Annotated in this window: 21 protein-coding genes; 12 read left to right on the top strand and 9 right to left on the bottom strand. The window is 42.7% G+C overall.

The window, feature by feature from the left end:
• Positions 1–48: 48 nt before the first annotated feature.
• The gene (locus RCH20_RS00795; protein ID WP_209956763.1) at positions 49–1335 is read right to left on the bottom strand and encodes an O-succinylhomoserine sulfhydrylase; all 1287 of its coding nucleotides are present in this window, start codon (positions 1333–1335) and stop codon (positions 49–51) included.
• 403 nt (positions 1336–1738) lie between these two features.
• Between RCH20_RS00795 and RCH20_RS00790 the strand changes: the two genes are divergently transcribed.
• The 3 genes from RCH20_RS00790 (at position 1739) to dusA (ending at position 6060) form a co-directional block, all read left to right on the top strand.
• On the top strand, positions 1739–3409 hold the full coding sequence (locus RCH20_RS00790) for a phospholipase D family protein (protein WP_442793077.1): 1671 nt from the start codon (positions 1739–1741) through the stop codon (positions 3407–3409).
• Between the two features lie 209 nt (positions 3410–3618).
• Positions 3619–4920 (top strand): MFS transporter, encoded by a 1302-nt coding sequence (locus RCH20_RS00785; RefSeq protein WP_209956761.1) that lies wholly within the window; start codon positions 3619–3621, stop codon positions 4918–4920.
• Between the two features lie 165 nt (positions 4921–5085).
• Positions 5086–6060: a tRNA dihydrouridine(20/20a) synthase DusA gene (gene dusA, locus RCH20_RS00780; RefSeq protein ID WP_327192242.1), complete on the top strand. Its 975-nt coding sequence runs from the start codon at positions 5086–5088 to the stop codon at positions 6058–6060.
• A gap of 57 nt (positions 6061–6117) precedes the next feature.
• On the opposite strand, the gene RCH20_RS00775 is transcribed toward dusA, so the two are convergent.
• The 4 genes from RCH20_RS00775 to RCH20_RS00760 form a co-directional block, all read right to left on the bottom strand.
• On the bottom strand, positions 6118–6888 hold the full coding sequence (locus RCH20_RS00775) for a CPBP family intramembrane glutamic endopeptidase (protein ID WP_327192241.1): 771 nt from the start codon (positions 6886–6888) through the stop codon (positions 6118–6120).
• A gap of 112 nt (positions 6889–7000) precedes the next feature.
• Positions 7001–7888 carry an alpha/beta fold hydrolase gene (locus tag RCH20_RS00770; protein WP_327192240.1) on the bottom strand — a complete coding sequence of 296 codons (888 nt, stop codon included), beginning with the start codon at positions 7886–7888 and terminating at the stop codon, positions 7001–7003.
• Positions 7889–8041: 153 nt separating this feature from the next.
• Positions 8042–9103, bottom strand: a complete 1062-nt coding sequence (gene sppA, locus RCH20_RS00765) for a signal peptide peptidase SppA (RefSeq protein ID WP_327192239.1) — start codon at positions 9101–9103, stop codon at positions 8042–8044.
• 220 nt (positions 9104–9323) lie between these two features.
• Entirely contained in the window at positions 9324–12413 is a 3090-nt protein-coding gene (locus tag RCH20_RS00760; RefSeq protein ID WP_327192238.1) for a ComEC/Rec2 family competence protein, read from the bottom strand.
• Positions 12414–12879: 466 nt separating this feature from the next.
• Between RCH20_RS00760 and RCH20_RS00755 the strand changes: the two genes are divergently transcribed.
• Positions 12880–13458 carry a DUF2062 domain-containing protein gene (locus RCH20_RS00755; RefSeq protein WP_327192237.1) on the top strand — a complete coding sequence of 193 codons (579 nt, stop codon included), beginning with the start codon at positions 12880–12882 and terminating at the stop codon, positions 13456–13458.
• 436 nt (positions 13459–13894) lie between these two features.
• Here the strand turns inward: RCH20_RS00755 and lolD are convergent, their stop codons facing one another.
• Together lolD and RCH20_RS00745 are read right to left on the bottom strand one after the other, a co-directional pair.
• Positions 13895–14575: a lipoprotein-releasing ABC transporter ATP-binding protein LolD gene (lolD, locus tag RCH20_RS00750; protein WP_209956755.1), complete on the bottom strand. Its 681-nt coding sequence runs from the start codon at positions 14573–14575 to the stop codon at positions 13895–13897.
• Between the two features lie 130 nt (positions 14576–14705).
• A complete protein-coding gene (locus RCH20_RS00745; RefSeq protein WP_209956754.1) occupies positions 14706–15941 on the bottom strand; it encodes a lipoprotein-releasing ABC transporter permease subunit in 1236 nt (411 codons plus the stop codon).
• A gap of 518 nt (positions 15942–16459) precedes the next feature.
• Here RCH20_RS00745 and RCH20_RS00740 point away from each other — a divergent pair.
• Positions 16460–17416, top strand: coding sequence for a hypothetical protein (locus RCH20_RS00740; protein WP_209959006.1), 957 nt, complete (start codon positions 16460–16462; stop codon positions 17414–17416).
• Between the two features lie 172 nt (positions 17417–17588).
• On the opposite strand, the gene RCH20_RS00735 is transcribed toward RCH20_RS00740, so the two are convergent.
• Together RCH20_RS00735 and RCH20_RS00730 are read right to left on the bottom strand one after the other, a co-directional pair.
• Positions 17589–17978 (bottom strand): SCP2 sterol-binding domain-containing protein, encoded by a 390-nt coding sequence (locus RCH20_RS00735; protein WP_209956753.1) that lies wholly within the window; start codon positions 17976–17978, stop codon positions 17589–17591.
• Positions 17979–18890: 912 nt separating this feature from the next.
• The gene (locus RCH20_RS00730; protein WP_327192236.1) at positions 18891–19079 is read right to left on the bottom strand and encodes a hypothetical protein; all 189 of its coding nucleotides are present in this window, start codon (positions 19077–19079) and stop codon (positions 18891–18893) included.
• Between the two features lie 263 nt (positions 19080–19342).
• Between RCH20_RS00730 and ccoN the strand changes: the two genes are divergently transcribed.
• From ccoN to queC, 7 genes are all read left to right on the top strand, one after another.
• Entirely contained in the window at positions 19343–20824 is a 1482-nt protein-coding gene (ccoN, locus tag RCH20_RS00725; protein WP_209956751.1) for a cytochrome-c oxidase, cbb3-type subunit I, read from the top strand.
• Between the two features lie 9 nt (positions 20825–20833).
• On the top strand, positions 20834–21472 hold the full coding sequence (ccoO, locus tag RCH20_RS00720; protein ID WP_209956750.1) for a cytochrome-c oxidase, cbb3-type subunit II: 639 nt from the start codon (positions 20834–20836) through the stop codon (positions 21470–21472).
• Positions 21472–21657, top strand: a complete 186-nt coding sequence (locus RCH20_RS00715) for a cbb3-type cytochrome oxidase subunit 3 (RefSeq protein WP_209956749.1) — start codon at positions 21472–21474, stop codon at positions 21655–21657. Before ccoO ends, RCH20_RS00715 begins: the two co-directional genes overlap by 1 nt.
• A complete protein-coding gene (ccoP, locus tag RCH20_RS00710) occupies positions 21654–22805 on the top strand; it encodes a cytochrome-c oxidase, cbb3-type subunit III (RefSeq protein ID WP_209956748.1) in 1152 nt (383 codons plus the stop codon). The genes RCH20_RS00715 and ccoP overlap by 4 nt, the downstream gene beginning before the upstream one ends.
• Positions 22806–23295: 490 nt before the next feature.
• Positions 23296–24705, top strand: a complete 1410-nt coding sequence (gene ccoG / locus RCH20_RS00705; RefSeq protein WP_209956747.1) for a cytochrome c oxidase accessory protein CcoG — start codon at positions 23296–23298, stop codon at positions 24703–24705.
• Positions 24706–24869: 164 nt separating this feature from the next.
• Entirely contained in the window at positions 24870–25457 is a 588-nt protein-coding gene (locus tag RCH20_RS00700) for a FixH family protein (protein ID WP_209956746.1), read from the top strand.
• A 125-nt stretch (positions 25458–25582) separates the two neighbouring features.
• Positions 25583–26353 carry a 7-cyano-7-deazaguanine synthase QueC gene (gene queC, locus RCH20_RS00695; protein WP_209959003.1) on the top strand — a complete coding sequence of 257 codons (771 nt, stop codon included), beginning with the start codon at positions 25583–25585 and terminating at the stop codon, positions 26351–26353.
• Positions 26354–26382 lie beyond the last annotated feature (29 nt).

The raw sequence follows: 26382 nt of genomic DNA, 5'->3' as shown, positions 1-26382 counted from the left end.
ATTTATAATAAAAAACTTGTTACGCTGGCAGCGATTATACCGTTATCTTTACAAGCTGTCTAAACCACGTGCCAAATCTTTGATGATATCTTCCACGTCTTCTAGTCCTACGGACAACCGGATCAGACTGTTGTTAACACCAGCTTCAGCACGTGCTTTAGGTGTCAAACGGAAATGAGTAGTGGTAGCAGGATGGGTAATAGTGGTTTTTGTATCCCCTAGATTATTGGTAATTGAAACCATTCGAGTACAATCAATCACGTGCCAGGCAGCAGCCCTTGCCTCATCTTCCGTAGACGCTTTGACTTCAAAGCCCATAATCGCCCCATAGCCGTCTTTCATATGATGCTGACGAGTGGCCAACTCATGCGAGGGATGGTCAGCTAAGCCCGAAAAATGTACCCTGCTAACGTTAGGATGATTGTCTAAAAACTCTGCTATTTGATTGGCATTACTACAATGTGCTTGCATCCGTAGTTTCAAAGTTTCAAGCCCTTTGGTGAAGATCCAGGCATTAAACGGACTCATACTGATACCGCCTGAACGTACAACCGTGAACGCCTCTTGCATTAGCTTGTCACTGCCAACTAACGCGCCGCCGAGTACCCGACCTTGACCATCTAGATATTTGGTCGCTGAATGAATCACCACATCTGCCCCCAAGTCTAATGGACGCTGTATAGCAGGTGATGCAAAGCAATTATCAACGACTAGTAAGATATCATTGGCCTTTGACAACTGACTTAAAAAGCCAATATCACAAATCTGTGCTAGCGGATTACTTGGGCTTTCACAATAAATCACCTTAGTATTGGGCTGTACTGCATTAGCCCAAGCGTCATTATCAAAGCAATCGACATAGCTGACTTCAACGCCAAATTTGGCCATATAGTTATCAAAAAGCCCAATAGATGACCCAAATAACTGATTGGCTGCTAATAAATGATCGCCGGCTTTTAGATATGCCAAGCACATGGTTAAAATGGCACCCATGCCTGAAGCGGTTGCTACCGCACGCTCGCCATTTTCGAGAGCTGCTAACCGACGCTCAAAGGTGCGTACACTAGGATTAGTGTGGCGTGAGTAGACATTACCGGTCTTAGTACCATCAAAATGTGCGGCGGCGTCGGCCGCTGAGCGGTAAACGTAAGAACTGGTAGTAAAAATAGGCTCAGAGTGCTCACCCTCATCAGTACGATGCTGCCCTGCTCGTACGGCAATGGTCTGCATACCATAATCTAGCCCTAAATCCAGGGCATCAGAACGCCAATTTGGATCTAATTTATCTGAATGAGGGTCTAGATTATTTTCATCCTGCGCTTGCGATTGACTCATAAGTTTTCCATTACTATTGTTAATGTTTTCGTTCATGCTTATATTGATGTTTTTAACCACGTTAAAAACGGGTTAGGATTACTAATAGGATTACCAATAAAATTACTAGTAAAATTACTAATAGGTTACTAGATAGCTATTTGTTGAAGCGGTAAACTGAAGTCTATCATAGCATGTCACCTTATTTCAGACACCTGCTTAGCTTTGTTTTTGGGTACTATTTTACGAAAATACTGACGCCTAACTCACTGATAAACCAAAAAAGTAACGTATTTTTAATAGTCAGATATTACCACACCTGATAAGCTTGACGGCAACCCACGTTGTACTGTGCTCACTGCGCTTTTATGCTGAATTTTGAATAGAATAACTTTAAGTACATTAAGGTAGGCCATTTATGTCGATGTTAAATATGGATCTAAGTAACTTATCGCTGAGTCTTGCGCTTGGTCTATCTTTAGGTCTAAGTGGCTGTCAGAGCTTGCCCGATCAGCCACATTTACCTGAAAGTCAAAAATTATCGGCACGAGTAAATGCGCTGTACCAACAAAATAATACGCCACAAAACAAGCTTTCTCAAGAGTCAAACGGTCCAGATGAGAGTAGAAGTACGGTTGCCAACATTGATAATACCGATCTGGTAGCGGTCATTAGCGAACAAAATGATATTCACCCTGATCTATCAGGCTACCATCCTATCGTAACCGGCGCTAATGCCTTTGCTTCACGCAGTATATTGACCGGTATGGCCACGCGCAATATCGACGTTCAATATTATATTTGGCATAATGATCAGGCCGGTCAGCTGCTACTCAAAGACTTATGGGAAGCTGCTGAGCGCGGCGTTATCGTACGCTTACTGCTTGACGATTTTAATAATGATGCCAAGTTTGATCAGCATTTATTGCGTTTTTCTAGTCACCCTAATACCGCGGTACGTATTGTCAATCCCCTAATGCATCGTAAATTTCAAATGCTGAACTTTGTCACTGGTCTGCCGCGTATCAATCGACGCATGCATAATAAAAGCATGATCTTTGATAAACAAATCACTATCATAGGTGGACGAAATATTGGTAATGAGTACCTCAGTAATGATCAAAACAGCCAATTCGCTGACTTAGATGTGCTGCTCATTGGTAAAGTAGTGGCAGATATTGACAACAGCTTTAGCAGCTACTGGTCAGCGCCGATATCATTTGATATCGAAACCCTTGTGAGCCTTGAAAAAGGCACTACGAATGATTTTTTGGCAGGTTTAGACAAGCTAAACGTAGATGAAAAGAATAACTCGCGTAGTAGTCTGGCTGTTTATAAAACCGCAATTGAAGACTCTTCCATTGATACTGACTTAGTCAATAAAGACGTGCCCTTTCGCTGGACAGATATACAGTTTTTGAGTGACGATGTTGGCAAATTGACTAAGTCCGTCCCTACCAATACTAATTTAGTGCACCAACTTCGTACCTTACTCGGTAGCCCTTCTAAGAAGCTGACCATTATATCCTCGTACTTTGTGCCGACCAAGGATGGTGTCAGTACGCTAGTGCAACTGGCCAATAATGGCGTTGATATTAAAATTTTGACCAACTCTTTTGATGCCACCGATGTGACCGCTGTACATTCTGGCTACAGTCAATGGCGGCCTGCACTATTGCGAGCAGGGATCAAGATCTACGAGCTAAAATCAACCGCTAGTGAAGAAAAACGCGACAACAAGCTGTGGAAAGCGCGTAGCCAATCATCAACCAGCCTACATGCAAAAACTTTTGCCGTTGATGATCATCAAGTGTTTGTCGGTTCCTACAATGTCGATCCCCGCTCTGCTAATATTAACACCGAGATGGGGGTCATCATTAACGATGATGAGTTAGCACGGCAATTGCACCAAGCGCTTAGCGACAATTTGTTGAGCCAAGCTTATGAAGTTAAATTACTAGATAACAACCAGCTACAGTGGCATACCGTTGAGAATGGAGAAAAAATCATTTATGATGCCGAGCCACGCGTGGGTATGTCAGATCATATTTGGCTCACGATCATGTCATGGCTGCCTATTGATTGGTTGCTATAAGTCCCACAATAAAACGTTGACGTCAGCCTTGCTAGCCATATTAATGTAGCCCACGCTGCATTTATTTATATTAAGACGTGTTGTGGATTGGAAATATAAAACTTTAGTGTGCAGTGAGCCAGTTACGTATTTCCTATGCTTTTTAGCGGAAGGTTATTTTAGTAATAACCTATTAATCCCCACTTATATATGTGGATACTTATAATATTATGCCCTCTCGTTCTGAATATGCGTTGATGTCTTCTAAAGACAAAAACATGGTTTTATTTATCTGTTTTAGCAGCGCTATCGCTTTTTTTGATTTTTTGATTTATTTATATATTTCAGATATAGTCTCGTCTGTGTTATTCCCTGCTCACATTGACCCTAATGTCTCTAGACTACAGGGGCTTGGCCTATTTGCTGCTGGTTATTTAGCCCGCCCCGTTGGCGGGGTTATTTTTGGTCGTTATGGCGATATCAAAGGCCGAAAACCAGTGTTACTGATCAGCATGCTCATTACTGCTACCAGCATGCTAGCAATGGCGTTTTTGCCAACTTATGCTCAATGGGGGATGTTGGCACCAGCCTTATTTATTTTGCTACGACTCATACAGGGTATGGCATTTGGTATTTATGTACCCTTAGCATGGGTGTTTGTTGCAGAACATGTACCACGGCAATATTTGACGCTTGGCTGTAGCTATGTGACCGCCAGCCTTTTTGTGGGGGTGTTACTCTCTAACGTCTTTTTTGTCTGGCTCACCAGTACTATGACTACTGAGCAGCTGGCCACTTATGGCTGGCGTTTACCCTTCCTGGTGGCGGCAGTATTAAGCTTTTTACCACTATTAGCCTGGCGTTTTATTCATGAATCACCGTTTTTTGTTGAGACCAAAGAATCCAACTCTAATAATGATAATTTGCAGCCATTTACGCTACTGTTCAGGCATCGTAAGCATTCACTATTCGTCAGTATGATCCTGACTTTTATTGTCTCTAGTATCACCATAGTAGTGGTACTGCTGCTACCAGATTTGATTGAGCTACGCTTTACTTTGGATAGTGCTCTGTTTGGGTTTTCACACAGTCTTGGTATTGTATTTATGATTTTTGGCTGTGTTTTTTACGGCTTAATCTCTAATTATCAGAACTTTGGCAAAATTTTAATTATTGGCTCGGTGCTATTGATTATTCAGATATTGGCCTTTTATTATCATGTGCAGGCGGGTGGTGATTATATCTTAATCATGTATGCCCTCTTAGGTTTTTGTGCAGGTATTGTCGGCATGGTGCCCGCCATTTTAGTGCAGTTATTTCCAACCAATGTGCGCCTCACAGGATTGGCTTTTTCCTATAATATAACCTATGCTATCGTTGGCGGACTAGTGCCCTTTGCACTTGGCTACGTCACTACTTTTGTGAGTTTTACGCCTGCCTTATATATTGTCTTTGTCGGCTTTATCGGGATAATAATGGGTCTTTATTTTTATAGCTTGCCGGAGTTTAAGCAAATTAATGAAGTAATTTAATGCTTGTGCCATGCCACTATTTTTGTTCGTGGCGTAAATATAGTGCCACACTATCATCAGTAAGTGCACATAAAATCAGTAAGTGCACATAAAAAAAGTGCCACACTAGCAAACACATCATGATAGTTAATATCAAACTTATAACACGTAAGGCTTTAACGCTAAATGATTAATTTAATGCAAGACAAACGCCTGTCAGTAGCACCTATGATCGACTGGACTACGACTGACTATCGATATTTTGCCCGCTTATTTAATCCGCAAGTATATCTATACACCGAGATGATCAGTACTGGCGCACTACTACATGGCAATCGTGCTCGACATCTGCGTTTTAATGCGCGCGAACATCCTCTAGTGCTGCAACTTGGTGGCGCAGATATCACTGAGATGACTCAATGTGCTGAATTTGCTCAACAGCATGGCTATGATGAAGTTAATATCAATGTTGGTTGTCCCTCTGATCGCGTGCAGCATAATAAAATCGGTGCTTGCTTGATGGCAGAGCCTAATATCGTCGCAGACTTGGTCAAGCACATGCAAGCAGCGGTAGATATTCCAGTGACCGTCAAGCATCGTATTGGTATTGATGATTTCGACAGTTATGAGTTTATGGCAGATTTTGTACAGACCGTAGCTGACGCAGGCTGTACCCGCTTCATTGCGCATGCGCGTACTGCCTGGCTGCAAGGTTTAAGCCCCAAACAAAACCGCGACATCCCGCCGCTACGCTATAGTGATGTTTATCGACTGAAGCAAGACTTTCCCGCACTTACTATCGAAATCAATGGTGGCATCGAGACTGTAGAAGATATTCAGACGCATCTACAGCAGGTAGACGGTGTGATGATTGGGCGAGCGTTTTATCATAACCCTTATCTATTGGCACAAACTAATACCTTGTGGGGGCAACCGATACCTAAGCGCTCGGAAATTTTAGCGCAATTATACCCACACTTGCGTCAGCAGGTCGCAGATGGTGAGCCACTATCGACTATGGCACGGCATTATTTAGGTCTGTTTCAGGGATTGACTGGCGCGCGGAAATGGCGACAAGCGCTAAGTGGGAAGCCACACTTGACGATCGAAGATATTGAGCACGCTGCGGATGACGTTTTGCAGTTGAATCCTGATGCTTAGTAAGTTTTACTTTTAGCAAGGTTCAGTCATTCTGATATCTCGTTCTAAGATCTCATTCTAAGTAACTTGTGCTAAATACTGCCACATGGCGGCACCATTATTAATAATATGTAGTATTATCGGTAATAACAGTGAGCCTGACTTAATACGAGCGTAGCAAAATATAAAAGCCAATATTACAATGGTACTGATTTCGTACAAACCATATTGCAGATGAATAACAGCAAAAATGAGGCTGGTTATAATGCTAGCGATTATTGCACCGCGCTGTTCTGAGAACTGCTCAGCGATAGCTGACCATAATAAGCCGCGAAAAACCAGTTCTTCATATATTGGCGCGACAATCACTATGGCAAGAATCAATAGCCATACCGAGCTCACCGACTCATATAAAGGATCAACAAACAACAGTGGCGATTTATCCAGTAAGTAAGTTAGCGCCTGACTGCCAATCATAAATAGCAATAACAAGCCAAACATCCCCGCTGCAACCGTTAGCGAGAATGGCGTTAATGCCAAATATCTCCGGATCTTACCACCCTTCAAATGCACAGTTGACACGCTAAGCGCAGTCAATAATACCCAGCTGATGATAATTGAGACGCTAACAACCGTGCCATTAGCGCTGCCAAAAAAGAATATATTGCCAGCTGAAGAGCTGCTAACGGCAGGTAGTAATAACGTGCCGGCAACGTAGATCCCTAGTAATTGACTCATAAAAAATGCAAGAACAGCCCCTACAATAAGTACAAACACGCCCCAGCGCGAAAATAGTGGCGGGTGCTTAACAGGCGTTACTGTATTATTTAAAGTAGTCTCATTAGACATGGTCAACTATAGCTCAGTGATGGAATGGCCACTATTAGTGGAATAATTGTAGACCGTCTGCTTCTTACTTGGTATTAAGCTACCAACCCCAAACATCATAGCAGACGAGCAACTAGTTCGGCAGTTGCTGCTTAATTAGCTCTAATACACGCGCCGATACAGAGTCTGGATGCTCAAGCGGGAACATATGGCCGCCTTCATGGGTCTGATAGTTAATACCCAAACGTTTCTGAATTTGTTGTGGCCATTGGCGCTTTAAGAACATACTTTCTTCTCCAATTACCAAAGTAACTGGCGGCTTGGGCGCGCGACTGGGTGTCAGCCAGTACCAAGAAGGGTTAGTACGAAACACCGCAACTTCACTAGCCTTAGGGATAGCCAGTGTCACCTTACCATCCGCACGCTCGTGTAGGCCATGCTTGATATAACCTTGAAAGCTGCGTTCATCAAAACTCTTAAAGAAGCCTTTATGACGCAACGAATCGTAAGCGTCTTCACGGCTATCCCAGATATCACGGCGATTTTTGGATATTCCAGCTGGTGACAACTTATCCATTAATCGGTTATTCATTAACGGCAATCTATCCGCGGTCTTGGCAAGATGCCATATAAAGCTAGTCTTACCATAAATCCAAGGTGGATCCAGTAACACTGCTTGATGAAAATACTGCGGCGCACGGTATAATGCCTGTAAAGTACATAAGCCACCCAGTGAATGCCCGACAGCCACTACTTGCTTGACGCCATGCTGCTCGCAGGTGTGCTTCACACTGTCAATAATCTGCTGCGTTAAGCTGCGCCAATGATCGTCTACGGGATAATGAGGATCAACGCCTAGCATCGGAATATATTCAATAGTAAAAAACGCCTCTAAGCCCTCAAAAAATGGCTGATAGACCGCACTTGGCATACCATTAGCATGGGCGAAATGAATAACGGGCTTTTGCGTTTTTTTAGATACTGGCAGCGACGCAAAGGTCTGCGAATTAATGACATCCATGGCTTATTCTCACTAGTCCTGATTGACTTTTATTAAATCAAATTGATAGATAATAAAATAATAAGACTGAGTCATCATTTATGACTCAGTCTTTATAAGCGTGTTATTACGTAAATGTCGCTAAGAAAACGCTATAGCGGAGACAGCATAATCCTAGCGCATTTGCGCATTGCCTTCTTCTTGCGGCAACACATCAAGCTTGATGCTTGCGCCGATACCAGCGCCCAATTTAACGGCGAAGCGATCCATAAAAAACTGAAACGGATCCGTTGGCGTGTAGTTTACTATGTTGTTAAGCTCAAGTTCTTTACCTAAACTGCCGATACTACCCGTTTTGTCTGCTAAACCTAACGCTATAGACTGCTCGCCGGTCCAAAACAATCCTGAGAACAGTTTGTTTTGTTCTGCATTTTTTAGACGATCGCCACGCCCTTCTTTAACCGCATCAATAAAGTGCTTATGGGTATTGGCCAGCACATTTTCGACATGTTTTTCTTCATAGTCCGTGAGAGGACGGGTCAAGCTTAAGATATCCTTGTACTCGCCAGCAGTAATGGTGCGATCTTCAACGCCTACTTTATCCATTAAGCCTTCAATGTTGTAACTTGGCATAATGACCCCGATTGAGCCCACTAAGCTTGATGGGTTAACATAGATTTCGTCAGCAGCTGAAGCGATATAATAAGCACCAGAAGCGCCAATATCACCAATCACAGCATAGAGCTTTTTATCTGGATATTCTTGACGCAAGTCTCTCATAGTCTGCCAGATTTCATCAGACTGCACCGGTGAACCACCAGGTGAGTTGATATCCAACGCCACAGCTTGTGAGTTACTGTTCTCAAAAGCCCGGGTCAACGCTCTATTGACATCATAAGCATTGGCTATATCACCATTGCTTATGGTGCCTTGTAGCTCAACCACTGCCAAATGCGGTTTGCTGGTATCGACACCTTCAAGACCAGTCGGGGCTTTCGTGCTGCACCCGCGCCCAATAGTCAAAAATAACAATAAAATATAACCGAAGGTCAGTAGCTTAAAGAAAATACCCCAACGTCGAGCTCGGCGCTGCTCTACTACACTAGCCAATAGAGTGTTTTCAATCAGTCGCCACTCTTGTCCACTCGGCTGATTAGACGACGTGTGTTGTGAAGGTGTGGGCTGATTTGCCGAGTTTTCAGGACGTTTATTAGGGTCTGGTGGCCAGTTGGGCATATAACTTCCTAAGTCAGAAACAGTCTAAAACGATAAAAGAGCTGGTCTAGAAAAATAAATACCGTGAAAAATTTAATTCTTTCACGTTACGACAAGTCTGTATTGATAAGTGACTAAGTATGGTGGTATTTCGGTCACGGTTCAATAGTACAACCATCAGAAACTATGAACTGTAACGTTATTGCTGTGTTATTGCTGTGTTATTGATTCAAGGTCCATTTTATTGCTGCTCAGCACCTAGATTAACACCCAACGCTAATGCAGCTTCTAAAACTTCCTCATCATAAGTCAGCACCCTGCTTACATTGTGCATTGTTAGTGCCTCGGCAGACATATTTGACGCGCTGTGCCCCAACCAGGTTGTCGGACGGCTCACAGTCGTATTAGTCATCATGGGTTCGGCTGAGCATAGCAGCGGCCATAATTGCCACACGCGCTGATGAGTGGCTGCATCAATAATAACACGTGTTTGGAGAGAGTTAGACGAGCTACTTTTTTGCTGACTGCCTGATTGCTGACTGTCTTTTATAGCAGCATTAATAGTGCGCGGTACAGTAGTTTGATCCAAAGCTTGACCTGCTAATTTCTGAGAGCGCAGAGGATCAGCAGCATGATATTTGACAACATTTATCGGTAAATTACTGTCAATGGCGACCGTACAGTCCCAAACGCTGGTATCTGCTATTTTAGGCCAGCCAGTCAGCACTTGTAATGATAAATTACTATTTGCAAGCTGCCACGTTTTACCCTGTTCGCAGCCTTGAGCACTGATATTAGGCTTATTTTTAGATGGGTCAGTTTTGCCAGAAGCTTGTGGTCGTGTTGGCCAAAGATCGCTACGCCCTGCTTGCCAATAGCGGCTGATTGGTAAGCGCTGGCTTAACTGTGCAACGGTCATAGGCAGCAGCTCAGAGAAGTTCTCATTAACCTTTTTACCTTTGTGCTCGGCAGATAAGGTATCCGTTAATGATATAACACTGGTTTGCACAACAATACCTTCCAAACGCTTAATCGATAAAGTGCGTAGTTGCTGCTCTAATGTTGCGGATAGCTTGTCTGCAGTCAATGAGCTTGGCATGGTACGGGTCTCACGCCCTCGATGGTCTGCTAAAAATAACCAGCTAACATTCTCTGTAACCAGCTGTTGTTTACGCTTATTAGCTATATCTTCATCGTTATGACTATCGTAAGCCTCACTACCGTCAATTTTGTTTTCATGAATAGGATATTGCAATACGGCAGCGCTTAGATAGCGATCGCCAGTAGGCAAGACATATAAAGTTGGCGTCAATGATACGGCCTGCTGATTGACAGTTATAATCAGGATCAATAGTGCCAGTGGTGGTAGCGCCAACCACCGACTAATAAGGCCACGCGGTAACAACCAAGGCAGCATGGCCAATAAAGTTATTAATAAAATGCCGGTATTAACCGGTGTATATAACCATGCTGCTGCTAGCGCTGGCAAGGCTGTCAGCCACGATATTAATGCATGTAAGCTGGCAACTATTGCACTAACAAGCGCCCAAATACTGTCAGCAACACCATTAGCGACAGCAGGCAATAAGAGATAGCAAAGTCCTGCAAGTAAATTCAAAGGCACAATAACCCAGCCAAATAAACCAATAGCAAATAAGTTAATTGCCAGGCCCCACAATGATACCTTGCCAAATAAGAATAAAGTGATGGGCAAAAGCGCTATAAATAACCAGCATTGTAATTTAAATAAGCGCTTGAATACTTCTCCAATCTTGACAGCAAACGCCCTAGATTTATGCTCATTGGTATGCTGTGATATATTTTGCCGATTGTTATCGGTTATCTTATTGTGCGTATATTGTTTGCTGTCATACTTTAATATTAATGCCACCGCGACAAAGGATAGCCAATAGCCTGCTTGCCATAATACATAAGGATCGACCCACGCCATCAGCACTGCTAGCGCTAATAATACGCGCATGGTACTAATCGGCAACAAGGTCAATCTGACTGCCCCAATAGCCAGTAACATCCAGGCCGTACGAGCAGCAGGCACGTCAAAACCTGTGAACAGCGCGTAAATAAAAGCAGCACTAATCATCACCAACCAGCGTATTTGCCAGCGCGGTATATAGCGGTACATTATGGGACACAGGCGATCGAATAGTAGCGCCGCCGCACCGGCCAACATGAGTGCTAAAAACAACACATGAGTACCAGAAATAGCTAATAAATGTGAAATTCCCGCTAGTTGATATAGATCTTTAGTGTCACGACTGATCAAGCTACGATCGCCAGTTAACAAACTAAGTGTTACTGCCTTTGCTTGTTGTTGCGCGGTGGTTCGCTGCGACCAATCTTGATAAAAGTGCTGACGCAACTGCCAACGCCATTGATCAATACGAGTGCGCAGGTGCTTAAGGTAAGAATCAGAGGCAGTCGCCTGTCCCACTTGACCGCTAGTAGTAGCAACTGACGTGCTAACGCCTATGATATCGGCTACTCCATCAATATGACGACTTCGTAGCCAACGATAGCTGTCAAAGCCTGAAGGATTATCAATGGCTGCTTGTGATGTCTCGATTGGCGCAAGCGTCAATGTCATGAATAACTGATCACCAGGGCGCAAATCATTCAGTATTGTTGTCTGCGAATCTTGAGATGGCTGTTTTGGATAAGCATTGAGTAGCACCCGATACTCTAGATTTTCAGTCTTGTCGTTATTTAATCTATTGCTATTTGTTCTGCTATTATTCGCTTCATTGTTACTTGGATTGTTACTTGGATTGTTGCTTGGATTGTTACCACTTAGATTATTATTTATGTTTTCAGCATAACTAATAGTAGCGTTATTTAGGTCTTGAACCGTCAACTCAGAAACCAACGGCGTTATCTGTTCTATGGTGGCGACCTGCCGATAGCCACTGTTAGTTGTGACATCATAAACACTGTCACTCACGCCCTCAAGGGTGACCAATGCTTGTACACGCATAGGCTCATTAATGGCCGTGGCGTCTGCTTGTTGATGACTGATCAGGGCTTGTAGCGCACTGCCAACAATCAATACCGCAGCTAACCCAGCTACCAAAAAATAACGAATAATGGGAAGAGAGAGGCTGGTTATAGGCTGTGAATTCTGAGAAGGGTTTTGGTCGACAAGAGTGCTATTATTTGCCGAAGACCAAGGCAATACACTGCGCTGTGTGACCCATGCAAAAATAGCAGTAAGAATGATTAATAATAGCGGTCCAACCGAAACAGTGGCCATACTGGCTAACAGCGGACTAACCGGCAACGCTATGCTGCTAGCGACTGCTAAAGCACCTATCATGGTTGTTATTATAAGAACACCTAGCAACCAATACACCAGCACTCCCTACTTGATGGCTTTAATATTTTTTAGAGGCCTTCGTCAACGGCTATACATTGCGATCAGAGTACCCGTTACGATTGCAGTACGTTAAAATAGCCAATGACATCATCAAACATTTCGAATAATGCGCGATGATTATCTGAGCAGTCATACCAGAAAAACAGTTAGTAGACGCCCCACTAGCAAATATTATGACATAATAGACTGGAAGTGTTTGCTAAACGCTGACGATAGCATTTCTATTTATATTACCTTATACTCAATTGGGTGGGCTACGGTTGTTATTATCTGCTGTTACCGTTCTATTTTTTATAGTATTTTATTTTTGTGATATCTTACAAAATTCTTCTGTTAATAATATTGTTGCATACCAGCTTCTCATTATAGTTTGAGTAAGCTGTAGATAATGATTGAAGGCAAGCCTGTGCCAAAAAAACATCTTAAAAACCTGCTGCCCACACCCGAAAAAATCCTAGAAAGCCGCACCTTAAGGCTATTTGCGCCGTATTTGGCTGACCCACGTTTTTGGCATTTCAATCGTCATAGCTTAAATAAAGCGGTCTATATCGGAGTGCTTAGTGCATTTTTCCCACTACCAGGACAGATGCTTCTGGCTTTAATTGGCGCTCTTATTTTTCGCGCCAATGTTCCGATGGCGCTTGGTTTGACTTGGATTACTAATCCACTCACGTCTCTGCCTATTTTTTATGCAGGCTATTATGTTGGTGCCAAGATTCTTGATGTACCGATGATTAGGTTACGAGTCATAGGCAGAATGATTTCTGATTTTAGCTTATGGGTATTGTCCGATGGTGCCAATCCATTTATTACTTATCGAGGTACAGTATCAATAGCCGCATTTTGTGTGGGACTTACTATATTGGCCATTTTTACTAGCATTGTTTGCGGTTTAGCCTTTAAGGCTATTTGGCGCTATAAGACCATTGTCGGTTGGCAAAAGCGTCAAAGTAATTCGCGGGTTAAACCGCCTAAATCAGAATAGACGACAGCTATAAGCAGCGGTTTTTTTATAGCAACGTATCAGTTGTCTTTTTTATTTTTATTGATAAAGTCAACGACATGGTCTGTAAAGCTGCTATCCATAGTTAAAATATCAATCACCTCGTGATCTCTAAGTAAAATATAACGCTTACTAGTGGCGCTATCTTGAACCGTTAAATCGAAATCAACACCAGCTGACGTTATAGTATCGCAATAATGTCAAAATAGTATAGAAAACTGATGTTAGCCGTTCTATTTGAGACTGTCTGTCAATAGTATCAAATAAGGTTGGATCAATATAGGCTTGTAATGGATGACTACCTACTTCTGTACGGCCAAAAGTAGCAATCAAGTTATGATTTTCAGTCATACAAGCGCTTTTTCACTATCTAATTCCTCATTATCCTTTCATTATCCAATAGTTCAATAAGCTTGTTTTAGTAGTTTTCCCAGTGTCCATTACGTAACAACAATTGACGATCAGCAAGCGCAGCCAAATTACGATCATGCGTCACCATCAGTAATGCGGTTTTCATGGTGGTTTGTAGTTCGGTGAGTAAGCCAAAGACGCTTTGCGCGTTATCATAATCTAAATTACCAGTTGGCTCATCTGCCAAAATTACTGACGGCTTGGTCACTAGAGCGCGTGCAATAGCCACACGCTGACGCTCGCCCCCGGATAGCTCGCCTGGTCTGTGGTCTAAACGGTGCCCTAGGCCTACATTTTCTAATAATTCAGTCGCTTGCTTGCGTGCATCAGTGGTTGACACTTGTGGACGCATCAGTAGCGGCATAGCGACGTTTTCTACCGCTGTAAACTCTGCCAACAGATGATGGAACTGATAAATAAAACCCAAGTATTGATTACGCATTGCGCCACGCTCGGTTTCATTCATATGATTGAGGCACTTACCATGTAGCCACACTTCACCACTGGTTGGCGTGTCAAGCCCTCCTAATAAGTGCAATAAGGTACTTTTACCCGAGCCGCTGGTACCGACGATAGCGATACGCTCGCCAGGAGTAACGGTAAGGTCCAAACCAGTCAGCACTTGCGTACGTACGGCCCCTTCATCATATATCTTACTGATATTGCTTGCTTCTAAAATGACAGACATACGGTTTCCTTTATTATTAATTATGCTGTTACTTACCGTCAAATCCAATCAACATTGATATGTGAAATTTATAACCATGTTGTCTTATAGTCGCGCTATTAGTTAGTCGCGATATTAGTTGTGTTATATGCTACTCATAACGTAACGTTTGCGCTGGTTGAATTCTGGCAGCTCGGCGTGCTGGATAGATAGTCGCCAAAAAGCTAAGAATAAATGAAGCACCCGTAATCAATACGACATCGAGCAAACGCAACTCTGAAGGTAGATAATTGATAAAATAAGCATCGAATAAGTTCAAACCAAAGCTTTGATTGATAAAGCCCAAAATATCACTAACACTTAGCGCAAATATGATACCCAATATCGTACCAGCGATAGTGCCAATAAAGCCGATGACCACACCCTGCACCATAAAAATCTGGGTAATCAGTCGTGGAGAAGCACCAAAAGTTTTTAAAATAGCAATATCCGCTTTTTTATCCGTGACCAGCATGACTAAGCTTGAGACAATATTGAACGCCGCTACTAAAATAATTAAAAATAGCAGCAAGCCAACCATGGCTTTTTCCATTTGAATCGCGCCAAATAAGTTGCCGTGGGTTTGCGTCCAATCATTAGGATAAAGCTGCTCAGGGGCGATAGCAGCGGCTTTTTGAGCAGCAATCGGTGCGTTAAACAGATCAGTAAGCTTCATACGAATACCCTGTGCGCCATCCGGTAAACGCAGCAACTTAGCCGCGTCATTCATCGGAATAAATGCCATCAGGCTGTCTACTTCTGGGCTGATACTAAATATCCCAGTTAAAGTAAAACGCTTAAAGCGCGGTATCACCCCAGCAGGTGATGGTGACGCTTCTGGCAGCACTAAGGTGACTTTATCGCCTATGCGCAAACCCAAAGACTGCACCATTTCTTCACCTAGCACAATGCTAAAGTCGCCGCTTTGTAGAGTGTCAATACTGCCTTCGGTCATATGGTCGTTGATAATTGAGACGTTTTTTTCGTACTCAGGATCAACGCCAGTGACCATAATTCCTGCCACTTGGCCATTTGAAGTCAGCATTCCTTGCAACTGAATAAAAGGGGCAACAGCCGTCACTTCTGGATCTTCTTTGATACGATCTGCCAACTGCTTCCAGTCGCCAATGACCTCAGTTGAGATGACGGTCGCTTGCGGCACCATACCCAAAATTCGGGTTTTTAGCTCGCGATCGAAGCCGTTCATGACCGATAACACTGTGATCAGTACCGCGACCCCAAGCGTCAGACCCATCATTGAAACGAGAGATATAAAAGAGATAAAGCGGTTACTGCGCTCTGCTCGAGTGTACCGTAAGCCGATAAATAACGCTAAAGGACGAAACATATTCAAACTCTTTATCTAATCTACGTGTGACTCTAAATATGCTATAACACTAATGGTATTAAATGCGTCATGCATTATATCCGTCATATCAATACATAAACTGAACACACAAATATGGTTTTAGATAGGCCAGCTATTCATCTAACTATTTACCTAGCTGGGACTGTCAAAAGGGGGATAGTTTGACACAATTTGGCTGACATGTGCCAGTCATTAGCAAAAACTGACCGGATTTTTTATTAAAATATCGTGCTCTATTTTTATTTTTCGCGAGGGGCTTGCTATTAGTTGCGTCTATACCTATATATTGTATGCTAGGGACAATTGTCATTAACCCATCATTGTTGTTTGCAGACCCTTTACTAGTGACGTTGCGACATGTCATAACCCAATATTACTTATCCATCCGTAGCTATTTATCCAAAAATAAATGATACAGTGATTGGTGATTGGTTAAACCATGAGCGACCACAGTTTGGCGTCCAAACTTCATGGCTGACTTAATTTTGAGTATCTTCATGACCATCAATTATCAATATAAAAACATACAATCTCCTACTAAAATTACTTTAACCGACGAACAAGCTGCCGGTCATGCGGATCATTGGCGTATTTTAACCGATGATATGGGTCATGATGTACCGCAATGGTTACAACAAATGATTGAGCAGGCAGCAATGCCCAAAGGCCTCAATGGTAATGTCAGCTCCAAAGACAATCGACTGCTGCTCTCAGAAGACCAACCTTGCCATATCAATCAAGTGCTAGCGATGAAAGACGGTAAGCCTGAACGTTTTATCAACGCCTACCCTTGTGTTGATGGCCCGTATGGTCTCACCTGTACTATAGAGCGCATGATCGTCAATGATAGTTCGCACGATACCGTACTGCGCCTTCGCAGTGCTGATGGCAGTATTATTTATGCCTTTGATCAGCTTTACACCGCTAATCGTCACCTATATCAACAAAGCACCTCATATTTTGTAAACTTCAGTGCCTGGGCGCATGAGATTACGCTCAGCGAGCAAAATGAAGTTATTATGGTTGAGGATCAAGAAGCTATTCGCTACCACCGTGCTTTTAACGATATTGTCGCGGCTAATGATGGTCAAGTTCCAAGTGATATCCAAGAGCAAATCAAAGGCTGGCAGCCAGAAACTCAAGAACAAATGGCACCGGTAGAGATTAACTTGGGCCATATGTGCGCGTATCTGTTTGGTGACACCTTAGGGCAAGAAGATGAAGCCTGGTGTCAAGGACAGGTGCTTGGCAAACAAGAAACCTTGTTTAATGGCAAACCTATTATTTTATTTGATGTGGTGATATTGCGTGAACAAGATGCTGATCCGTTCGTGGTACGCATGGGCGCGGTGAGTACTGCGGGTACTCAAGCCATCCAAGTCCATGACTACGTACAGGCCAATATTTGGCTACAAGCTGCTATCTATAAAGACAATCAGAGCACAGCAGGATAGATACTATCCTGGTCGTCAACCTTTAATCTGAAAAAAGCCCCTAACACTCGTTAGGGGCTTTTTTATGCTAACTTCATGCTGACTTAATACTAAAAAAACTCAGAACACATAGAATACATAGATCCAGATGTACAACCAACACTATGACTGAGTGTTTTTTAACAACGAGTTATTAGGCAGTCGTCGTCATCGACTTAATTTGGTTGAATAATTCTTTTTGTTCTGAACTCGGGCGTGCAGTTTGTAGTGCCATGAGTTGTGACATATCACCGTCAACACGAATTTTACCACTCATGAATGCGCCCATGATTTGATTCATATCAAAATCAGTAACCATAGATTGCAACGTTTCATGGTCAAGTAGCAAGGTAGTACTCCCAGCAGCATTTAAACCACGATGTAGTAGACCATCAGTAAAGTTGGCCTCAATATCTTTTCCAGCATCAGAAACTTTTAGATTAATGACCATATTGGCTAGAGTCGGTGGCAGGTTTAGCTCACCGGCTTCAGTACCTAACTTTTCAACTTGCTCAAACCATGCGTCTGTTAAAAGAACTGCCATATTATTATCCTTGATGACTGTCATACTGGGCCAATTAGATTTATTACAGTGACCCAACTGACACTTAAGAGTGTAAGAGTGTTAAATTATTGCTAATAACGTCATTGCTATTAGCGGTAATGCTAAACCTCATTATAAGGGGCGACTTCATGATAAGTAAAACCCTTTTACGTGACTGCTTGCCAAATGGTAACAAAAGTCTATTAAAAATTTATTTATCTGCGTATTAATAGACCCTTATCAGATTGCTAGCGCGCTAACCGCTCTGCGACAATTCAATTATGTTTGTTAATTTAAACCGAATTTAATAATACTATCAATTTCTATAATATCTGGTTGATATATTGGTTATTTTTGTTATGATAAATGAGCTGGTTGCATCTAAACTGTAACGTTTATGCTGTCCAGAATTATCAGCCTAGAAGCTATTACTTGCAAAAGTAATAGTATTACACATAATGTAACTGTTACTTCATAACATAACTATTATTTCATAGCTTATTGCCTCACAGACAGGCGACTACTGACAAAATTCGAAGCCTAATCACCTATCAGCAGTCAGCAGTCAGTAGTCAGTAGTCAGTAGTCAGTGTAACGTACTATTTTTCGCGACGCACTGTTCTTCCAAACTGTGTCGCTGATGGCTACAAATGGTTATTTATCTTAATCCGTAACGCATATCTTGCTAATGAATAATATTCTGCAAACTTTTAAATTATTATTTATGATCGCTTGTGTGAACGATGGGCAGCCAATGCACGTTTGAGAGGTATTGATGGCATTGTTAAAATAAGTTGTCTGCTAAATTAATTACCAAAGAGTTTGTATTTTGGCACATAGTTCTGATGATATTTGCTTAAGATTGCGTTACAATACCCTTAAACAGAGTCGGGAGTTTTAACTAAACCTTACTTAAACATGTTTTTTGTCAGCTGCCATCAGCATACATCCATAGTCAGTGATTTCTTCTGTTACCAAATGGATGTCAGTACCGATCTTCGTTAGCCCTATTTTCATTAGTAGCGACCAAGGTAAGTACTCAGCATTAATAAATGTTTGATGCTCAAAGATGGCGCACTTTCTTATTAACTTTGACCACATATTAACAATCCTACTATCGACTAGCTGTGAACCCTGTGCATTTTTAGCACCGTTCTCTAATCATTAGTACCAGCTGATTATTACCCGCTGCTATCTAATGAAGGCTTAGCTTTATAGTTAATAGACCGTCATGGTGATACGAGAGTTAGACAATAGCGTGTACCGCAATTCTTATCTGCTTACAGTACTTTATTGTTATAGCACAGACTCTGCGGTGAGTTAGTTAATCCTGTTGATAATTCGGGCTGTAAAGGAATCATCCAATGAGTTTACAAAACACAGCAGTCGCCCCAGTTGACCGTGAGTATGAAATCACTATCATACGATTTTTTACGATTATGACCGTAGTATGGGGCATCGTCGGCATGAGTCTTGGCGTGTTCCTTGCTTCACAGTTAGCATGGCCAGCACTTAACTTTGACATCCCATGGCTAACGTTTAGTCGTCTGAGACCACTGCATACTAACTCCGTTATTTTTGCGTTCGGGGGTTCTGCTCTTTTCGCAACGTCTTATTATATCGTTCAGCGTACGTGTAAGACACGGTTATTCGCCCCTTATTTGGCCTGGTTTACCTTTTGGGGTTGGCAGTCGGTTATCGTAGCGGCCGTCATTACCTTGCCTCTAGGTTTGACTTCGACCAAAGAATACGCTGAGCTTGAGTGGCCAATCGATATCCTGATTGCCTTAGTGTGGATCTCTTACGCTATTGTTTTCTTTGGTACCCTCATAAAGCGTAAAACCTCTCATATCTATGTGGCTAACTGGTTCTTTGCGGCTTTTATTATTACAATTGCGTTACTGCACATTGTTAATAGTATGGCGATTCCTATCAGCGCGTTTAAATCTTACTCATTATTTGGTGGTGCAACCGATGCGATGGTGCAGTGGTGGTATGGTCATAATGCGGTAGGGTTTTACCTGACGGCAGCTTTCCTTGGAATGATGTATTACTTTGTTCCAGTACAGATCGGTCGTCCGATTTATTCTTATCGTCTATCAATCGTTCACTTTTGGGCATTAATTGCTTCTTATATGTGGGCGGGTGGTCACCATTTACATTATTCAGCGCTTCCAGATTGGACACAGTCACTAGCAATGGTATTCTCTATTATTCTATTCGCACCTTCTTGGGGCGGTATGATTAATGGTGTACTCACCCTATCAGGCAGCTGGGATAAATTACGTACCGATCCGATTATTCGCTTTATGATTGTGGCATTGTCGTTCTACGCGATGTCAACATTCGAAGGCCCGATGATGTCTATCAAGACGGTCAACGCGCTGTCGCACAATACGGATTGGACTATCGGACATGTACACTCAGGTGCACTTGGCTGGGTTGGTATGATTACCATTGGTTCGTTGTACGTACTAATACCGCGTATTTATAACAAACCGAAAATGTATTCTATCAGCTTAATCACGACGCATTTTTGGCTAGCAACGGCAGGGACTATCTTCTATATTGTCTCAATGTGGATCTCAGGTATTGGTCAGGGCATGATGTGGTTAGCGACGAACCCCGATGGTACTTTAGTATATAGCTTCATTGATACCGTTGAGTTCTCGCATTTCCCATATATTGGTCGTGCTTTTGGTGGTTTGCTTTATGTCTCAGGTATGTTTGTTATGGCCTATAACGTCTATCGGACGCTGAAAATGCCAGAGGGTAAACCTGTAGATGTTGCGGATCCAACCGATCACAAATCTAGTGTAGATGAAACCTCGACTGCTAACGTATAAGGAGCGATCATGGCTGGTACACCGCATGAAATTATTGAAAAAAATACAGGCTTGTTGGTCATCTTTATCGTTATTGCTATTAGCTTTGCAACGCTAGTTGAAATTGTACCGCTGATATATGATAACAAGGGCCCTGAAGATGGTGGGGTGAATGCGCCTCTACCGTCTATGGAACCTTGGACTGCGCTTGAGTTTGAAGGTCGTGACATCTACATTCGTGAAGGTTGCCATGTTTGTCATACCCAAATGGTTCGTCCATTACGTGCAGAAGTTGAGCGTTACGGGCCTTACTCGCGTGCTGCTGAGTCGACGTGGGATCACCCATTCTTATGGGGATCAAAACGTACAGGACCAGATTTAGCACGAGTTGGTGGACGTTACTCTGAGGATTGGCAAAAGCAACATTTAATTAACCCACGCTCACTGGTCCCTGAATCAATTATGCCCGGTTTCCCTTGGCTTGCTACCAACGAAGTCAGCGGAGCGAAGATTCAATCCAAAATGCGCCTATTCCGTGATCGCTTCGGTGTACCTTACACTGAAGAAGATATTGCAGGAGCACCTGATGCTGTGCTTGGCGCCACTGAGCTAGATGCCTTAGTTGCCTATCTTCAGCAACTGGGTACTGCGATGGAAGGACAGCGCTAATGGATAATGTTATTGAATTACAAATTATTGCGACTGTGTCCGCCTTTGTTGCCTTTGTAGGCATTGCATGGTGGGCGTATTCGCCAAAAAATGTAAAACGTTTCGAAGAAGATGCACAACTTGCGCTTGATGATGAGGATATAGAAGCCTGGTCTAAAGAGCAGCGTGATAAGGATAAACCATGACATTTTTTTGGAGTTCTTGGATCACCATACTCAGTATTATGTGTTGGGCGGGTATTCTCGGCGTCTTATTGATGGTACTGAAGTATAAGCCAGAAGTGGAAGAAGATGGTACGACAGGCCATGAATATGATGGTATCCGAGAATATGACAAGGCGCTACCTAAATGGTGGTTAGTGATATTTTTCGGTTCTATCGCTTGGGGTGTCGCCTACTGGGTATTTTTCCCTGGTATGTTTCCAAAACACTGGGAGGGTATCGCCACCGTAGAAGTCGATGGCGAAACCGTGCCTTGGACCTCTCGCAACGAATTGTTCAGTGAGCTTGAGAAAAACAACAAAGTCTTCACTGATAACTTTGAAAAAAGTATTTTGGTGAAAGCGAATGCCACTGGTGCGGCCCAGACCTTGGGTACGCTAAATGATATGCAAGCCACTATGCGTCGTAGTGAGACGCCACCTGCCGACCTGCAAACTCAGATCGATGAAAAAATTGCAGCACTTGCGCCGGCAGTTGAGAAGCTTGCCGAAAACCCAAATGCACTAAAAGTTGGTAGTCGCCTATACTTACAGAACTGCTCGGTTTGTCACGGCTCTAACGCCAAAGGTGCCACAGGCTACCCTAACTTAACCGATAATGATTGGTTATATGGCGGTGAAGCTACCAATATTTTGACCACGTTACACAATGGTCGAGTTGGCGGTATGCCAGCTTGGCGTGATCAAATTGGTGAAGAAGGCGTACGAGCAGCATCAGAATACGTCTTATCACTATCGTCTAATGACGGCGACAAGGGTAACGGCGAGCTTGATAAAATGCTAGTAGCCCAAGGCTCAGCTATCTTTCAGCAGAATTGTGCGCTATGCCATGGTAAAGAAGGTAAAGGTATGATTTCAGCGGGCGCGCCAAACTTAACTGATACTACTTGGTTATATGGTGGTGAGCGCGAAACAGTACGCAATACTTTACGTTATGGTCGTGCAGGCGTTATGCCGAAGTGGGAAACTAAGCTAGGTAATGAGCGTATTATGCTACTTGCCGCTTATGTGTATTCGCTATCGGATCGAGGTGTCCAAACTGACAATACCTCAATCCCTGTTAATACTGTTGCTCCTAAAGCGGCAGTGCCTGCAGCGGCTACTATTAATTAATAGTGCTTGGGTACATTGCTCTATCATAGGATGATAAGATTTAAGAAAAGGAGAACTGTCATTGCAGTTCTCCTTTTTTATGTAGACAATTTTATAGTACTTATTAAGTTAGAGGTTTTAATCAATCAACGCTTGTCAGTGGTTAATAAACATATTTTTAGTATTTAACTTTTGTCACTAGCCATGGCTGAAAACTACACGCAATATAGTCTGCATGTCATTAATTATGGTTGTATAATAATTATTTTTTCGGATTACAACCCCATTTATAACAAGGGGAATGTTAAAATAGTCATTACTAATATCAGTACTAATACCCGTTATTTATAATCGCTCATTCAGTAGTTGGAAGCAGCTTTGCATTGGTTATGCAGCAGACTTTCATTACTTACTGACATTGATAACAGCGCAAGCTCACACACCTTATTTTAAAAATAGGTGTTTGTTACTCATGCCAGCAGACTGATTCTTTTTTTAAAGAGGCAAGTTTATGTCAGCACAATCATCCAATAAAATTCCTGTACAACAGATTGATCTTGATGCTACCAAACATCGTATTCATCCCAGATTTATTACAGGTTTTTATCAAAATATACGTGTTATCACCATGTATTCATTTTTGGCATTATTTTTAATTTTGCCATGGCTACGCTATAACGGTAGGCAGGCTATATGGTTTGATGTGCCATCTCAGCACTATTATATTTTTGGTACCACCTTTTTGACTCAAGATTTTTACTTTATTGCCGCGTTTGCGCTTATCGCCGCCTTCACCTTGTTTATGGTGACCGTTTATGCTGGGCGCGTATGGTGTGGCTATGCTTGTCCACAGACGATTTGGACACATCTGTATCAATATGTTGAAAAGTGGGTGATTGGCGACCGTAACAAACGTATTAAGTTTGATAAACAGCCGATGAGTGCCAGTAAAGCTTTTAAGCGCTTCTTGGTTTACTTTATTTGGTTTGTATTGTCCATGATTACAGCCACTACCTTTGTCAGTTATGTGTCAGGGACAGACGCCCTATATCAAAGTTGGCAGATGATAGGATTTATACCCTTTCCTGATTGGGCAACGTGGATATGGGTGTCAGTATCTATTTTTGCTTTTGCTACTTATGCCAATGCTGGCTATATGCGCGAGCAGATGTGTGTTCAAATATGTCCTTATGGCCGCTTTCAAAGTGTGATGTTTGATAAAGATACCCTAATTGTCTCTTACGATTATGAGCGTGGTGAACCTCGCGGTGCACGTAAAAAGGGAACCAATCCTGAAGATTTAGGGGACTGTATAGAATGTCAGATGTGTGTACAGGTCTGCCCCACTGGTATTGATATTCGTGATGGCCTGCAAGTAGCCTGTATCCAATGCGCCGCCTGTGTCGATGCGTGTAATGAAGTTATGGATAAAGTCGGCTATCCGCGCGGGCTGATTCGTTATACGACAGAACGTCAATTAGCTGAAAAAGAGCAAAGCCGAGTATTTAGTCCACGTTTATTTGCCTACTTGGTATTGCTTGCAGTGTTATGTACTGGGGTCGTATACGCCTTGACCTCGCGCGTACCCTTAGAAATTGATATTCGTCGTGATCGTAATCAGCTGTCCTCAATCAATGCTCAAGGGATGGTTGAAAACAGTTATATCGTCAAATTAACGAATAAAACTCAAGATGAACACACCTACGTCATTACCTTAGTGCCGCAAGATGGTCTGAGTCTACACCTGCGTTTTAATGACGTGCCGTTAGATCCAGGTGAAAGTTACGATATGCCAGTCAGTATTTATGGTGACCCTGCTATTATCAATGAGGGTCAAACCCTCGTTACCCTAAATGTAGTCAGTGAAGGTGGCGAATATAAAGCCAGTAAGGAAAACGTCTTTACCACTCAAGGTCAGTAGGCTAATGCTACGCTCTTTAGCTCGCTCTACTGACGGACTTTTTTTATCAGACACTTAGCAAGTATCTGATAAATCAAGCTATACTGGCTATAATTATCGATTATTATCGAACTGGCCGTAATTAACGGTCAGATTTATCAATTGATACATCTAATAGGTGTTTTATGTCTTCTCAGATTCCATCACCAAACTTTAAACATCAAGATAGCCAGCCGTGGTACAAAAACTACATGGTGATTATCTTTGTTATTGGCATGCCAGCTTTCGTGGTTATTGCCTGCATCTGGTTTGTGTATTACTCCTACCAAATTCGCGATAGCGTGGTACGTGATGATTGGTATATGGATGGTAAAACGCTATATCACGATGTTGGACGCGATAAGCTGACCTATGATTTAGACTTACATGGCGAAATGCAGTTTGCAGATAATGGCGATATTACTTTTTATCTGAATTATCCTGAGCAAAGCCTGCAAACCGGTAAGCTGCTTAATGGCACACCATTGACCTATCCCGATACGCTAGACCTTTCTATTTCGCACGCAACCGATATTAAAAAAGATCGTGATACCGTACTACAACACCAAAGTGGTAATAAATATAGTGCGAAAGTAGACCTAGATGGTGTAAAAGCCAAGTATTATCTACAAGTCAGCCATAATGGTAAAGATGACTGGCGCATGCAGGATGTGGCAAAGTTACCACGTCCAGAAGTGAGCTTTGATCCTCTACCGGTCTTTGCTAAAAGTTAGGGTATGGCAAAAATTTCGACGACCTAGTTTGTGTCGTATTGTTTTGATGGTTTTGTAATGACAGGAATTTTGTTAAAATAGCGGTTTTTCAGCCATTGATGACACACGCTACTATGACCAACGCTATGCTTCCCATTACTAAAAATTCTACTGGCAGTTCTATAGACAACCCTGTTGAGAGCACCCAAAACGCTATTGTCTTGCTGTCAGGTGGTTTAGATTCGGTCACTTGCCTTTATTGGGCAAAGGCGCGTTATGCGTCAGTCACTGCCGTTAGCTTCAACTATGGCCAGCGTCATAACAGTGAGTTAGTGGCGGCAAAAACTATCGCCGAGACTGCAGAGGTTACACACCGTATTATTGATATTGATATTGCCCAACTCGGTGGTTCCTCATTGACTGACCATAGCATGATCGTACCTGACGGCGATGCAGACAAGTTCCCTAGCAAAAAGCGCGATGAAATAGATAACGAGGCTATTCCGAATACTTATGTACCAGCGCGCAATACCATATTTCTATCTTATGCGCTTGCGGTTGCTGAAGTGACCGACTCCAACCATATTGTTATTGGGGTCAGTTCAGTCGATTATTCTGGCTACCCTGATTGCCGCCCTGAATATATCGCCGCCTTTGAACATATGGCCAACCTAGCGACCAAAGCTGGCGTGACCGGCCACCATTTAACGATTCAGACCCCACTACAGCAGTTATCAAAGGCCCAGACCATTGAGCTTGGTTTGACGCTTGGGGTGGATTATGGGCAAACCATTTCTTGTTATCAAGCGGATAGCCAAGGACGAGCCTGTGGTGTATGCGACAGTTGTACGCTACGTCGCCAAGGGTTTACACAGGTGGGTATCGCTGATCCCACTCATTATCAACCTCAGTATTAGCCTTTTACCATCCAAGCTCTCTATAACTA

The sequence above is a fragment of the Psychrobacter sp. PL15 genome (genome assembly GCF_035984995.1).
Taxonomy (GTDB): Bacteria; Pseudomonadota; Gammaproteobacteria; order Pseudomonadales; family Moraxellaceae; genus Psychrobacter.
This window is presented reverse-complemented; position numbering and strand designations above follow the sequence as displayed.

Excerpts from the sequence above, each read along its gene's own strand:
- sppA (WP_327192239.1), bottom strand. The coding sequence starts at position 9,103 with ATGCCCAACTGGCCACCAGACCCTAATAAACGTCCTGAAAACTCGGCA.
- RCH20_RS00760 (WP_327192238.1), bottom strand. The coding sequence starts at position 12,413 with ATGATAGGTGCTTTAGCAGTCGCTAGCAGCATAGCGTTGCCGGTTAGT.
- RCH20_RS00770 (WP_327192240.1), bottom strand. The coding sequence starts at position 7,888 with ATGGATGTCATTAATTCGCAGACCTTTGCGTCGCTGCCAGTATCTAAA.
- lolD (WP_209956755.1), bottom strand. The coding sequence starts at position 14,575 with ATGTCTGTCATTTTAGAAGCAAGCAATATCAGTAAGATATATGATGAA.
- ccoP (WP_209956748.1), top strand. The coding sequence starts at position 21,654 with ATGACATTTTTTTGGAGTTCTTGGATCACCATACTCAGTATTATGTGT.
- RCH20_RS00775 (WP_327192241.1), bottom strand. The coding sequence starts at position 6,888 with ATGTCTAATGAGACTACTTTAAATAATACAGTAACGCCTGTTAAGCAC.
- queC (WP_209959003.1), top strand. The coding sequence starts at position 25,583 with ATGCTTCCCATTACTAAAAATTCTACTGGCAGTTCTATAGACAACCCT.
- RCH20_RS00735 (WP_209956753.1), bottom strand. The coding sequence starts at position 17,978 with ATGGCAGTTCTTTTAACAGACGCATGGTTTGAGCAAGTTGAAAAGTTA.
- RCH20_RS00730 (WP_327192236.1), bottom strand. The coding sequence starts at position 19,079 with ATGTGGTCAAAGTTAATAAGAAAGTGCGCCATCTTTGAGCATCAAACA.
- RCH20_RS00795 (WP_209956763.1), bottom strand. The coding sequence starts at position 1,335 with ATGAGTCAATCGCAAGCGCAGGATGAAAATAATCTAGACCCTCATTCA.
- RCH20_RS00715 (WP_209956749.1), top strand. The coding sequence starts at position 21,472 with ATGGATAATGTTATTGAATTACAAATTATTGCGACTGTGTCCGCCTTT.
- RCH20_RS00785 (WP_209956761.1), top strand. The coding sequence starts at position 3,619 with ATGCCCTCTCGTTCTGAATATGCGTTGATGTCTTCTAAAGACAAAAAC.
- RCH20_RS00790 (WP_442793077.1), top strand. The coding sequence starts at position 1,739 with ATGTTAAATATGGATCTAAGTAACTTATCGCTGAGTCTTGCGCTTGGT.
- ccoN (WP_209956751.1), top strand. The coding sequence starts at position 19,343 with ATGAGTTTACAAAACACAGCAGTCGCCCCAGTTGACCGTGAGTATGAA.
- ccoO (WP_209956750.1), top strand. The coding sequence starts at position 20,834 with ATGGCTGGTACACCGCATGAAATTATTGAAAAAAATACAGGCTTGTTG.
- RCH20_RS00745 (WP_209956754.1), bottom strand. The coding sequence starts at position 15,941 with ATGTTTCGTCCTTTAGCGTTATTTATCGGCTTACGGTACACTCGAGCA.
- dusA (WP_327192242.1), top strand. The coding sequence starts at position 5,086 with ATGATTAATTTAATGCAAGACAAACGCCTGTCAGTAGCACCTATGATC.
- RCH20_RS00700 (WP_209956746.1), top strand. The coding sequence starts at position 24,870 with ATGTCTTCTCAGATTCCATCACCAAACTTTAAACATCAAGATAGCCAG.
- ccoG (WP_209956747.1), top strand. The coding sequence starts at position 23,296 with ATGTCAGCACAATCATCCAATAAAATTCCTGTACAACAGATTGATCTT.
- RCH20_RS00740 (WP_209959006.1), top strand. The coding sequence starts at position 16,460 with ATGACCATCAATTATCAATATAAAAACATACAATCTCCTACTAAAATT.